Source organism: Candidatus Brocadiia bacterium (assembly GCA_041658285.1).
Lineage (GTDB): Bacteria > Planctomycetota > MHYJ01 > JACQXL01 > JACQXL01 > JBBAAP01.
In genome coordinates, this window is the sequence record JBBAAP010000017.1 from 15,664 (window position 1) to 28,760 (window position 13,097).

Here is a 13,097-nt window from a genome sequence, read left to right on the forward strand (position 1 = left end):
AATGATGCAAGTCAATCTTTTGCAGATTAGCCCTGATTTAGTTATTTGCTTGATATAATTATTCGCTTTTTATAGACTGCCGCCACGGAGATAACATATATGGAAACTTTTATTATTATCGGAGTAATTGTCGGGATAATCGGACTGCTGATACTTTACGGTTATTATCTGGGACTAAAGCGCCGCAACGAGATGACTGCATTATCCTTAAAGTTGAACCTGCCTTACCTGAGCGAGAAGTCCGCCGACCATCACCTCAAGTATGCGCCTATCAGCATCTTCCAGAAAGGCCATTCGCAAAAGGCGGCTAACATTATCGGCGGGCAAAAGGATGGGCTCTATACCGAACTTTTTGATTACCAGTACACCACCGGCAGCGGTAAGAACCAATCAACGCATCATTTCTCGATCTGCATTCTAACACTGCCTCAAAGTTTCAAGTACATACATATCAGGTCTGAGGGATTATTTGATAAGCTGGCCAGCTTGGTCGGGTTTAATGACCTTGATTTCAACCAATATCCGGAATTCAGCAAACGCTTCTGGGTAAAATCAGCTGACGAGGAATTTGCCCGCGTTTTTGTCAGCTCGGAAATAATGCAATTCCTAACGAGCTACCAAAAACCACCGCATATAGAAATAGGCGGAAATTTCCTGGCGGTTTATTTCACCGGAGGCATCAAGCCGGACAAATATCAGGAGCTCTATGAATTTGCCCGGGCGTTTTACCAAAAAATGACAACCCACTAATCCTATCTTCGGCCTGTACAACCATCAGCAACGAATACAGAATTAATCTAGGTTAGGGAAATGCATTACCACCGCCCGGCCGCCACCCCGTCCGCCCATCGGTCCGCCCGGAGCGCTGGCAGGCACGGCACTGCCGCTCGGTTGAGCAGTTGTGGTTATAGCCGACGTAACCTTGGCCGCCTCTTTCTGGTATTTGTTCTGGAGTTGGAGGAACTGGATGTCCATGGCTACTTTAGCCGCTTCGTAGCCGGGATTGGACTGGATATAACTATCCTTGGTCTGGTTATAAGTTTGCTGGGAACCTCTGCCGCCGCCGGCGCCGGTAGAACGATTGCGCTCTAAGTAATAGTCCATGGTCTCCTTGCCGTAACTGCTTTCCAGGCTCTTTTTAAGCAAGGCATAGTCGCTGATATACTGGTTAGCCAGGGGCTTAATGGCTTCGCGGCTGGCTGCATCCCGAGCCCAACGGTTGGTAATCTGGTCTGCGGCGCTGGTCCGCTCCTTGGTGTTAGACACGGTCATACTCTGGGCGCTGGGCTTTAGCATATCCATCTGGGACGGGAAAATGCTCCGGTCCGGCCCGTTACGGCCGCCGCCCATATTGTTGCCCTGGACCACGGCCACCTGGTCAGGAGTAAATATGCCGGTCATCTCGGTAAGTATGGCGTTGATAGCGTTAGCATTCTGCAGGCGAGCAATCATTCGTTCAGTTGCGTTCTGGCTGTCATTGGTAATGCTTTTATCCAACCCGGCCAGTTGGTCCAAGGTTGATTCGTAGCGAGCCACCTGTTCAGGAGTCATCGGCTTGCCCATTTGCTCGAACAGCCCGATGGCTACATTTACAAAAAGCTTCCTATTATCCGGGTTAGACATTATGCCTAAATCACCGCTGAAAACCAGCCGATTAAAGTCCTCTATTTCTAATTCGCCCATTATTTTCATCATCTCGCCGGTCAGCTTCATCCGTTCCGGGTCAGAGCCGCGTCCACGTCCGAGCTGAGGCGTAAGTGTGTTGAGCCTGGCCAGCAGCCTACCCAGTTCCTGCATCTTGATGGCACGTTCAGCGGTCTTAGTAACTGATTCCGGCGCTGATGATGCCGAACTACCGCCCTCGACCAATTGGCCAGAAATAAGCGTAATGTTTGAAGTACTCGTTCCGGACACCCGGCTGGAATTTCTTAAGGTTACTTCTGACTTAAGCACGGCCACCTGGCGGGACAGGTCTTCCTTAGCCAGTTTGAGCTGGACCAGCTCTTTCTTGTAGCTATCAATTGACTCGGCCAGATTTCTTTCGGCGTTGGCGTCACCCTTCTTGGCAATATCAGTAGACGACGGCACCAGCATGATAATCAGCGCAATGTTGGCAATAATACTTAAGGCTAACAAGATATTTTTAATCATAAATCTCCTCTCGGCGCAAGTGCCGGTTTAATTTAGCTTACCAAATGAGCATAACAGTTTTTATGGATATTGCAAGAATTAAAATAGCGGAAATAATCCCCAAAGCCTGAACAGCCAGATTCGGCTTAAGAGGCAGCGTCTTACCCGGCCTAATAAGAACTAGGCCGAGTATGGCGCCGGTGCTGAGGCCTCCGAAATGTCCGGCATTATCGATAACCTGATATCCAATAATACCATAGACGGCTACTAAAGCAATGGTAAACACCATCGAGCGCAGAAAGAATCTGGGCAGCGTTTCCTTGCGTTTAAAGCCAAGCACAGCCAGGAATCCGATGAGTCCCATCAGTCCGCCGGAACACCCGACGGAGACGCCGAACTCATTGAGCGTCATCAAGCTGGCAAGACTCCCGGCAACAGTAGAAGCCAGGAAAACAATGGTCAGGTACGCATAATCGCAGAGCACCTCCACCAGTTTTCCCAATATCATCAGGGCGGAGATATTCATGATGAAATGCAGCAGATGGGCATGAAGCATTGCCGCGGTAGCCATCAGCCAGAAATCCCCTCCGAAAACAGGGCCTTTTCTCAAACCGCCGTCCATTATCGACTGGTCCAACCCGGCCAGGTTCTGAACGACAAATACCGCGAAGAGCAGTCCGATAATTATCCAGGTGTATGTGGCCCGGCGTATCTGCAGCCAGGAATTGAACCTAAATACCCGTGATTGGATATTCATTATTTCCGGACTGAGCTTTCTGACCCGGTATAGGCTGACAGCGGTTTGCCCCACCCAGACCAGTCCGACAAAAACCATTGACAGGATGAAAAGCGGCGGCATCGATTGGTCAACATCGCCGAATATGGCGTAAGGCACGGCCCAGGCCAAGGTGAAAATAGCGCCCATTACCAGCATGAACCAGTGGCGTTTGCGGATATCGGACTTAATGGCTTTAAACAGGAAAGGCACATCAGCCGGCGGAACCAATCGCTCGGTTTCGGGCGTCCAGACCAGGCAGACTGAGGCGCGGTTAGCGCAGTGTTTTATAAGTTCTTCGCGGGAGCAGGCCACTGTCTTATTACCAATCATATAGCCGTATCCCGTATTGACTGGCTTTTCGGGAAAAACATCTTTTGCTTCCCATGGCACGCGGTGATGATTAGTGGACAAAACCATAAACTTTGATTATACCGATTATTAATCTTTGTCAATAACATCTTGAGAATCATCCGGAATGATATTTATTGACACTGAGGTTGTAAATGCAATAATAACAGCGATATCTATCATAATAAGGAGTCACCTATGCTTAAGAAAATAATTATTTCATCGGTTATAATCACCGGTCTGGCAATGCTCATCTACGGCGCGGAAGACAAGCCTAAAGATGCTCCTCCGGAAAAACCGTGGGTCGAGTATCCGATGACTTATTCAGCCGACTGGAAAGTAATAAAGGATATCACCACCATTAATCCACAATTAGTGGATATGACCAATAATAAAATCCCCTTGCCTAACCTTAAGGCCAAGGATAAAAAGGGGTTCCGTTGCAGCGCCGGACCGAAATCAGTTACGCTCGATGTGGACGGAGACAACAAGCTGGAAAAGGAGCTTAAGGATAAAGAGAACTTCGTCGAATTCAAAGTTGATTATGACGACGGCACCCCGGTCGTTCCTTACATGCTCCGGGTCTGGCAGAAGTCGGTCAGGCGCATTGTCAAAGAGGAAGTAGCTACCTGGGCTTTCCAGCGGGCCTGCTTTATGCAGGGGAAAACGCCGCTGGGTGATTTCATCCTGATTGATGATAACAACAACGGCTATTACGATGATTTAGGCGAGGATGCCATCATCATCGGTTCTGGCGCCAGCCGACAGGTGGAACTACTTTCCAAGCTTATCAGTATCAAGGGAAAGTTCTATGAGTGCAAAACACATTATACCGGCAACAAACTGTCGCTAAAGGAATACCAGGGGCAAATAGGCAAGATAGATATGGTTAAGGGATTCAATTTCCCCAATCAGAAAATAGAAAACGCCGTCATCGCCGGCGATGATAATGTCTATTTTAATATTCCGCTCCAGGCTAAGTATTTTGTCCTGCCGGTCGGCGAGTATTCTCTTTATTCGGCGGTAATCAGCAAGGGCAAATTCAAGGTCATCGGTAATTCCGGCTCCAAGGTTAAGGTGGAAGAATCAGACCCCAAGAGTGACAAGGAAAAGAACAAGCCGGTGCTGTTCGTCTGGGGAGCGCCTTTTAAATTCGTACCTGAGCCAATTTGTGAAAAAGGCGGCGTTCTGGTCAATATTATCCCTCCGGCCACATACGTCGCACCTAAGCGCGAGGATAAGCCGCTGGACTGCCCTTTCGTTAAGATTAAACTGCCTAAAATATTAGGATGCAAGGATGAAGAGTATGTCACCAATGAAATAGTCAAAGACGACAATGGTCAGCCAACCGAAACAATGGCCGATGTTACCATAAATAAAATAACCATTGAAATAGTCGATAAGGCTGTAAAGAAGGAGCCTAAACCACTAAACAAAATTGGCTATCCATTAGTAGATGCCTGGATACAGGTGGATATGTCCGGTCTGGTCCAAAAAAGCATTCCCTGGTGGGAAAAATACCAATGCCCGATGTACGATTTCCGTGGTACGGTTATTATCCGCATGACTACCAAGAGTAATTTATTCGGAGAACTTAAATATGAAGGCGAATTGGAAATAACAGATAAGTAACCGCTATGAACGTAACGCTGCTCCAACATACCAAAGACCCGGAACGTGCTATAGCCCTGGCCGCACGGTTATGTTATTCGAATGTTGGTATTAAAGAACTAAAAGACCATATTTCCGCACCGCAGACCGGCAAGTTGGTCCAAATGCTGGTCCGAATGGGGCATCATTCGGCACTGGAACATGCCTCGTTCACCTTTGGCGTTGAAGGCGTTTCGCGCTCGCTGACCCATCAGTTAGTCAGGCATAGACTGGCTTCTTACAGCCAGCAGAGCCAGCGCTATGTCAAAGCTGAATCTTTCGAATATATTGTTCCGCCGGAAATAAAGTCTGATCCGGCGTTGAACAAGGTTTTTATCCAGACAATGAACGGCATCCAGAAAATCTACAACCTTTTTACCAGTAAAGGCATCGCCGCGGAAGATGCCCGCTATGTATTACCTAACGCCACAGAGACCAAAATCATCGTCACTATGAATGCCCGGGAACTACTCCACTTCTGTTTACTGCGTTGCTGCAACCGAGCCCACTGGGAAATACATCAACTGGCTGATGGCATGCTCAAACAAGCTAAGGCGGTCGCTTCGAATGTGTTTGAAACGGCCGGACCGGCCTGCGTGGCTGATAAGTGTCACGAAGGAAAAATGAGCTGCGGTAAAGCGGCCGAGGTCAGAAGAAAATACCAATTGCTATGAGCAAATTGCTGCTCCATATCTGCTGCGGCGTATGCGCCGGCCCGATTGTCCAGAAATACAAAGATTCCGGATTCGAAGTAACCGGCTACTTTTACAACCCCAATATTCATCCTCACCAAGAATTCCTTAAACGCCTGGAGGCGGTAGAATCTTTAAGCCGACAGGAAAATTTACCGATTTATTATGAAAGGGCTTACGGTCTGGATGAGTTCATTAAAGCCGTTGAACCGCACGCACAGTCCCATAACAAAAAGCGATGCGCCCAATGTTATGAGTTACGCCTTAAAAGAACGGCCCAATATGCGCGGCAGAATGGATTCGAGTTATTCGCAACTACCCTTTCAATCAGTCCGTTCCAGGACCAGTCGCTGATAAAGGAAATCGGACAAAAGGAAGCCATCTCTGCTGGGATAGGATTTAATTACGAACTTATGACTTCGCTTTATCAAGAAAGCAAAAAACTGGCTAAGGACCACAATCTTTACCGACAGCAATATTGCGGTTGCATCTTCAGCGAGTATGAACGTTATGCTAAAAAATAGAATCCTGTTAACGATTATCACAACGGCAATTACCCTGAGCGGGTGCATCAGCCCATCATTAAATAATTTCTATCACTATAAGGCTTCTCTCCAATCAATATCAGAACCACCCCACCTTCAAATCATCCTAACCGATTATCGGGAAGTTACGAACGCATTATTAACGATTGAGCAATCTTATTCTGTATACAATTATTCGCCGGAACGACGTTTGGCTTTCACTTCGGCTAAACTCTGGATCAAAAGAAGTAGCGGCGAAAGCGTCAAAATCAGCACCAGTGCCAATGGAATTCAATTAGGGCTTACCGGGATTCCCAGCGATGACATCGTACTGGTCCCGACTGATGGGCTGATCCTAACAGAATCACGGCCTTACAAAGGTCGAATGAGAATTAAAAAAACAGGTGCCAAGATTACCTTTATAAATATAATAGACTTAGAAAACTATTTACCTGGAGTTATTAGCAGCGAAATGGATGAGTCATGGCCTGAAAAATCGCTTGCCGCCCAAGCCATCAGCGCCCGAACATTCGCATTTTTCCGCATCAAACAGTCAAAATTAAAAGAGGCTGAAATTGATTACGATCTGACAGATGATATTTTTTCGCAAGTATATCGTGGCGAAGAACGGACCGGACCAAAGACTCGCAAAGCGATTGAAGATACAAAAGGTATTATCATGGCTTACAATGGCAAGATATTCAATTCATTATTCCACGATACCTGCGGCGGTTATACGGAGTCTGGAGAACTGGTTTTCAAGCTGACTCCCCTGCCGCCACTGGCCGGACGAAAGTGCGGTTTTTGCGGACACTCTAAGTACACAAATTGGCAAGCACGCTATACGGTCAAGGAAATAGTTGTAGGACTAAAACTCAGCAAAGATGCTTATATCGAAGAAATCAAACCGCTTAAAACGGCGCCGGGCGGGCATATTTTGGAACTGGGTTTAAAAATCAGGGGTAAATCACAGGAGATGGTATGGGAAGCCCAGAAATTCCGGATTGCGCTGGGTCCCAACAAATTAAGAAGCTCTATGTTCAAAGTCACTAATAATGGCGATAACTTTGAATTCACCGGCCAAGGATGGGGTCACGCCGTGGGCATGTGCCAAGAAGGCACTAGAGAAATGTCCAAACAAGAATACTGCCCAAGGGAAATTCTGGAATACTTCTATCCAGAATCAAGAGTCGTAAGAATTTATTAGCCGGCAGAACTTTCTTTATCGGCAGAAAATCCTTCCTGTTTTACCGCGTCGACATCTGCTTTAGTAATTCTGATTAATCCGAAATGCACAGCCATATATAACCCTGCCCCAACAACCAATAAATCTGTAAACCTGACGATTACCAGGAATGTCGCCGTATCGCCCGGCAAGATACCGACCAAAGAAAAGATGCCTATTTGTCCACCTTCATATATCCCCAGAGCCCCGGGAGTTAGCGGCAGAACCAGTGAAATCTGCGTTAGCGTAAATATCAAAGCAATTTCGCCCAGGGAAAATGCATTTTGTCCCTTAAGGAAATAAAAGAATATCACCGGTTTGAAACAAGCGACCACTATGGATAAAAAATTATGGATAAAGGCCCGGGTGCCGGCTTTCCAATCATGGCGAAACGCCTGGTGGACAAGTAATTCAATTCTTTCCATTTTTGGAGCCCAATCCTCCATTTTACGCCTGAATATGCCTTTGCGACCCAGCCAGCGTATTAAATCCGGGAATATCGGACTGTTTTTAATAATACTTCGAAGTGCCAGGAAAAACACCAGGCCAAGTATTATATCTACTACCAGTAAAGCCGTCCAGATGCCCTGCGGCAATTGAAGCTGCTGAGCTTCAATGAGCATAATAATTGTACCCGTATAAATAAGCGCTATCAGGCTGGCCAACTCCTGGAACTTGGCAAATACGGCTGTGGCAAATACTTTGGTCTTTGAAGTATTGTAAAGATGCCCGATATAAATAGCCTTGAGCGGCTCTCCGCCCACATACATGGAAGGCGTAACAGCGCTAATGGAGTATCCGATAAGCTGCGCAATGGAAGTATGCGCCAATGATGCATTAATACCATGCGAGCGTAGAATGATTTTCCAGCCTAAAACAGTCAGAAAAAGAGTTGCCAGTGCAGCGATAAAGTATGCCAAAAACCCTTCTATACCGATTAATTTAAGATTTGTCGCAACTTTCTCAAGACCGACTAGAGCAAAAATCAAAACAACTACGCCAATGGCTATTAGAATAAGAATTGAATATAATATCCCCTTTTTCATTTCTTTTTATGAGCGGACCGACGGGATTCATAAGCGTCAACAATATCCTGAACCAACGGGTGGCGAACAATATCAGCCTTGGTTAAATAAGAAAATGCCACGCCTTTAGTGTTTCCCAGAATAGCCTGAACCTCAACCAATCCAGAAACCTTTCCCGGCGGAAGGTCAATTTGCGTGATATCGCCGGTTATCACTATTCTAGAACCGTTACCCATTCGTGTTAGGAACATCTTCATCTGATCAGAGGTTGTATTCTGTGCTTCGTCAAGAATAATAAAAGCATTATTCAAACTCCGTCCGCGCATATAAGCCAGAGGAACAACTTCGATTATTCCGTTATCCATAAGCCGGCGTAACTGCTGGTACTCGATAAAACTGCCCAAAGCATCATAAAGAGGTCTTAGGTAAGGATTAACTTTTTCCTGATAATCACCAGGCAAAAACCCCAACCGCTCACCTGCTTCAACAGCCGGCCGGCACAAAACTATTTTATGCACACCATTACCCTTGAATACCGTCAATGCCTGAGCAACCGCCAGATATGTTTTACCCGTCCCAGCCGGACCAATACCAAAAACGATCTCGTGCTTCTGCATGGCCTCAATGTAACGCGCCTGTCCTTCGGTCTTAGGCTGAATTTCAATCTTAGTAGTACCCACTGAGGAATGAGATGACTTTTGCTCCTCTGGTTCGCAATATCCTTTAGATTTATTTATCAAATCTGCCACCATCGAGGTATTGACCTGTTTGGATGACGAGATTATTTTGTAAAGAACATTGATAACCTGCGCCACGTCACTTTCCGTTCCCATAACCTTTAAATCACGATCGTTTACGGCTATCCTAACGCCAAACTGATCCCGGATAAGCTTAAGATGGCTGTCATACGGGCCGAATATATTTATCAAATCCTTATTACCAGGCAATCTTATTTTACGTGTAAGCTTCATTTTATACACCACCATTTCAATAATTCTGTCATAGCAAATAGAGCCACAGGAATGCCTAGAAATAGGCTGTCAACCGTGTCCAGCACGCCGCCCAAGCCGCCCAGCCATTTTCCGGAATCTTTTATCTGGCAATGGCGCTTAAACATCGATTCTAATAAATCACCCATCTGCCCGAACATTACGATAATAAAATTAGCGGTAAAAACCAGTATTATTCGCTTAAAGGACAGAGCTAAACCTCCCCCATTCATAACATATAACAATAGAAATCCACTGAGCGCACCGCCCAGTATGCCAATAATAAATCCTTCGACTGTTTTATTGGGACTGATAGTCGGGGCTAATTTATGCTTTCCAAACCAAGTGCCGCCGAAATAGGCCAGCGAGTCGCCAATCTTAATTATGGCAATGACATAAACAAGCCCCCATAAGCCACAAGCGTTGTAGATAATCAGGCTACCGGCAATAGGAACAAGGACATAAACAAATCCGATAACAGATACAAAAATATTTTGATAGCTGCGAATACTAAAAAGATAATAAATCATCATAACCAACAAAAACACAAAGACAATGATAGAATTAAGCTGTAAAACATATAATTTTGGCGGGTAATTAAGAAACGCCAACAGCAACCACCAAAGAATAACAACAGATGGAATTATTTTAGGCGTTTTTACCCCAATATTCTCGTACATGCCGTAAAACTCAAAAAGACTTCCTACGGCAACAAAACCAAGAAGCAGGGTAAAACCTAATTTTGATTGAAAATGATAATCAAAGTAGAACAATCCTGATATGATCAAAACTATCAAACTGGCCGGTATTATTCTTTTCCTAAGCATCCACCCCTCCCCCCGAACCGACGTTCTCGTTGTCCATAGTCCTTTATTGCCTGAAGCAAATGTTCCTTTTCAAAATCAGGCCAGTAAATCGGAGTAACCCAGAGCTCGCTGTAAGACGCCTGCCAGAGCAAAAAGTTACTTAAACGCATTTCACTGGCCGTCCTTATTATCAAATCAGGATCGGGCATATCCGGATTATAGAGGAATTCCTTGAATAGCTCCTCCGTTATATTCTTCGGATCGACCTGGCCTGATTTAACCGCCAAAGAAATCTTGGCTGCCGCATCGGCTATCTCAGTCCTGGAACCGTAATTAAGGGCCAGCCTCAATACCATACCGGTATTTGATGAACTATCCTTGATTATCCGGCCTATTTCACTGCGGACTTTCTCTGGGAGCTCTTCAATCCGGCCGATAGCACGGAATCGCAGATTATTCTTCATAATCTCAGCATATTCCTGCCTAAGATAATTATAAAGTAAGCGCATCAGGTAGTTAACTTCGTATTTAGGCCGTTTCCAGTTCTCGCGTGAAAAAGCGTAAAGGGTGAGTTCCTTAACGCCTATACGGGCAGCTTCTTTGATAATCCTGCGTACTGCGTCTGCCCCGGCTTCATGCCCCTTCATCCGGGATAGCTTGCGTTCAGCGGCCCAACGTCCGTTGCCATCCATTATTATCGCGATATGTTCGGGAATTTTCATCTAAAAAGAGTTTGTTTTCTGTCAGGGCCAACGGAGACAATCTTAATGTGTGTATCAAGAGAGTGCTCTATAAAATCCAAGTATCTTTTAGCTGCCGCGGGCAAATCGCGGGATGACTTCACGGCAGATATATCCTTCTGCCAACCCGTCATTTCCTTATAAACTATCCCACAATCTTCCAAAACCCTTGCGCCAGACGGGAAGTTGCGTATCGTCCGGCCCTTATATTTGTATGCCATTCCTATTTTTATGGTTTTAAGATGACTCAAGACATCCAGCTTAGTCATGGCGATTGAGTCAACCGAATTTATTTCTGTAGCATATCTAGCGCTTACCAGGTCCAGCCAACCGCATCTGCGGGGCCGACCCGTGGTAGCGCCAAATTCTCCGCCTCTTTGTCTAAGGTCTTCGCCCGCAAAACCGCTTAATTCGGTCGGGAAAGGACCACTACCCACCCTGGTGGTATAAGCCTTAAGTATGCCGATGATGCTGTTAAACTTCTTCAAGGTTATTCCTATGCCGGCCGAAAGCCCGGATATGTCAGCATTGGACGAGGTTACAAAAGGATAAGTCCCGAAATCAACGTCCAGCAACGTTCCCTGGGCACCTTCAAAAAGAATCCGTTTATTCTTCCTTAACGCATCCATAAGCATCACCCTGGCGTCGACCACGTAAGGTTTTAAGTTCCGGGCATAACCAAGATATTCCTTATAGATATCCTGCCAAGCTAACGGCTTTAGCCCGGCCAATGAAATCATAACATTCTTATGGCTCAGATTCGCCTTAATACGTTCTTTAAGATAGGCGGGATCAAACAAATCAATAATTCTGACCCCAGTCCGAGCGTATTTATCGGTATAGCAAGGACCTATACCCAATCCGGTGGTACCTATTTTATTCTGCCCCAGCTTATTTTCTGATATATTATCCATCACTTTATGATAAGGCAGAATCAAGTGCGCCCGATCGCTGATAAAAATATTATTCTTTATTCGTATGCCCTTGCGGCGGAGCTGTTCAAGTTCGGCCAGGAACTGTTTGGGATCAATAACCACCCCATTGCCAATAACGCATATCACACCAGGGTGAAGAATACCGGAAGGTATCAAGTGTAGAACAAACTTATTTTCTCCGATGACAACGGTGTGTCCGGCATTATGACCACCCTGAAAGCGAACCACAAAATCGGCCTGCTTAGAAAGTGTATCTACTATTTTCCCCTTACCTTCATCACCCCACTGCAATCCCACAACGCATTTAATACTCATAAAGACTTACAAACTTTCGAAAGGCCTATTCAGGAACAGGTTTATTAACGGTTTCCTTCCCGCTTCCACCTATTTTATCGGCCCATATTTTAGTATCAGCAGTCGCATTTGGTTTTTCCAAGAATAGCTCCCTCAGAGACTCATCCGTTTTAGTCATTAATTCCTTAAAATTATCAGGGATGTCTTCATATTCCGACAATACAAAAAGCATGTACTTTACTTCCGAAGAAAGCCTCTTAATTACTTCCTCACGTTTACGCAATTTAACAATAAGGTCATTCATATCGGCGGCCACATGTTTCAAATAGTCCTTCTCCCTCAAAGCTATTGAGAAATCGTAATCACCATCAGAAATTCTCTTTATGCTTTGCTGGATTCGGTAGGCGGCGCCAGAAATTCTATGCGAAAGCCGGACCAAGTATATACTGAAAGCAACTATGGCCAGCGCAATAAAAATCAAATCAATATGAGCCATATAAATAATCTCGGTCCAACTGAAAGAAGAGGATTTTTTGAATACAAGTATTCCCAGGAATATGATTCCAGAGGTGCAAATCATAAAAAGCATCGCAAAAATTATCCAGCTCGAAATGTATTTATACTGGAAAGGCTTATCGATAAGATATTGCTTCCTCTGGTAGCTGCCGTTTTTCATAACTTAGATGTTATTATTGAGCGTATATACGCATAATTCACCGCACATAGTACAACCGGCTATTGTCCGGGACTTGTTGGTTTTTCGCATATTGCGGTACCGGCGTGATTTTATCGGGTCAAGCGACAAACTAATCTGTTCCTCCCATTTGCATTTACGGCGCAGTTTTGAAAACAACTTGTTTTGCTCCCAGGCAATCTTATTACCCTTGGCGATATCCGCGGCCTGGGCGGCGATGCGCGCGGCAATAACACCCTCGCGGACATGCTCTTCAGACGGCAGACC

14 protein-coding genes are annotated in these 13,097 nt (G+C 45.5%); 5 read left to right on the forward strand and 9 right to left on the reverse strand.

All coding sequences use genetic code 11. The annotated features are described in order from the left end of the window. The first annotated feature begins 99 nt into the window (after positions 1–99). Positions 100–750 carry a hypothetical protein gene (locus WC980_10445; protein ID MFA5795468.1) on the forward strand — a complete coding sequence of 217 codons (651 nt, stop codon included), beginning with the start codon at positions 100–102 and terminating at the stop codon, positions 748–750. Between the two features lie 42 nt (positions 751–792). On the opposite strand, the gene WC980_10450 is transcribed toward WC980_10445, so the two are convergent. Both WC980_10450 and WC980_10455 read right to left on the reverse strand, forming a co-directional pair. Beyond that, positions 793–2,151, reverse strand: a complete 1,359-nt coding sequence (locus WC980_10450) for a hypothetical protein (GenBank protein MFA5795469.1) — start codon at positions 2,149–2,151, stop codon at positions 793–795. Between the two features lie 37 nt (positions 2,152–2,188). Continuing rightward, positions 2,189–3,325 carry a rhomboid family intramembrane serine protease gene (locus WC980_10455; protein MFA5795470.1) on the reverse strand — a complete coding sequence of 379 codons (1,137 nt, stop codon included), beginning with the start codon at positions 3,323–3,325 and terminating at the stop codon, positions 2,189–2,191. A 129-nt stretch (positions 3,326–3,454) separates the two neighbouring features. Between WC980_10455 and WC980_10460 the strand changes: the two genes are divergently transcribed. From WC980_10460 to WC980_10475, 4 genes are read left to right on the forward strand one after another with little or no spacing between them, the layout of a single operon-like run. Then, entirely contained in the window at positions 3,455–4,888 is a 1,434-nt protein-coding gene (locus WC980_10460) for a hypothetical protein (protein ID MFA5795471.1), read from the forward strand. A 5-nt stretch (positions 4,889–4,893) separates the two neighbouring features. Next, on the forward strand, positions 4,894–5,580 hold the full coding sequence (gene thyX / locus WC980_10465) for an FAD-dependent thymidylate synthase (GenBank protein ID MFA5795472.1): 687 nt from the start codon (positions 4,894–4,896) through the stop codon (positions 5,578–5,580). Then, positions 5,577–6,122, forward strand: a complete 546-nt coding sequence (locus tag WC980_10470) for an epoxyqueuosine reductase QueH (protein MFA5795473.1) — start codon at positions 5,577–5,579, stop codon at positions 6,120–6,122. Before thyX ends, WC980_10470 begins: the two co-directional genes overlap by 4 nt. Further along, positions 6,100–7,329, forward strand: coding sequence for a SpoIID/LytB domain-containing protein (locus tag WC980_10475; GenBank protein ID MFA5795474.1), 1,230 nt, complete (start codon positions 6,100–6,102; stop codon positions 7,327–7,329). The genes WC980_10470 and WC980_10475 overlap by 23 nt, the downstream gene beginning before the upstream one ends. Here the strand turns inward: WC980_10475 and WC980_10480 are convergent. The 7 genes from WC980_10480 to WC980_10510 all read right to left on the reverse strand — a co-directional run. Continuing rightward, positions 7,326–8,393 carry a lysylphosphatidylglycerol synthase transmembrane domain-containing protein gene (locus tag WC980_10480; protein MFA5795475.1) on the reverse strand — a complete coding sequence of 356 codons (1,068 nt, stop codon included), beginning with the start codon at positions 8,391–8,393 and terminating at the stop codon, positions 7,326–7,328. The genes WC980_10475 and WC980_10480 overlap by 4 nt on opposite strands. Next, complete coding sequence (locus WC980_10485) at positions 8,390–9,343, reverse strand: PhoH family protein (protein MFA5795476.1); 954 nt, start codon at positions 9,341–9,343, stop codon at positions 8,390–8,392. Before WC980_10485 ends, WC980_10480 begins: the two co-directional genes overlap by 4 nt. Further along, positions 9,340–10,188 carry a phosphatidate cytidylyltransferase gene (locus WC980_10490; GenBank protein ID MFA5795477.1) on the reverse strand — a complete coding sequence of 283 codons (849 nt, stop codon included), beginning with the start codon at positions 10,186–10,188 and terminating at the stop codon, positions 9,340–9,342. The genes WC980_10485 and WC980_10490 overlap by 4 nt, the downstream gene beginning before the upstream one ends. Beyond that, positions 10,170–10,889, reverse strand: a complete 720-nt coding sequence (locus WC980_10495) for an isoprenyl transferase (protein MFA5795478.1) — start codon at positions 10,887–10,889, stop codon at positions 10,170–10,172. Before WC980_10495 ends, WC980_10490 begins: the two co-directional genes overlap by 19 nt. After that, positions 10,886–12,157, reverse strand: coding sequence for an adenylosuccinate synthase (locus WC980_10500; GenBank protein MFA5795479.1), 1,272 nt, complete (start codon positions 12,155–12,157; stop codon positions 10,886–10,888). Before WC980_10500 ends, WC980_10495 begins: the two co-directional genes overlap by 4 nt. A gap of 25 nt (positions 12,158–12,182) precedes the next feature. Further along, positions 12,183–12,812: a methyl-accepting chemotaxis protein gene (locus WC980_10505; GenBank protein ID MFA5795480.1), complete on the reverse strand. Its 630-nt coding sequence runs from the start codon at positions 12,810–12,812 to the stop codon at positions 12,183–12,185. A 3-nt stretch (positions 12,813–12,815) separates the two neighbouring features. Next, on the reverse strand, positions 12,816–13,097 hold a 282-nt coding region (locus WC980_10510; protein ID MFA5795481.1), incomplete at its 5' end, for a phosphomethylpyrimidine synthase ThiC.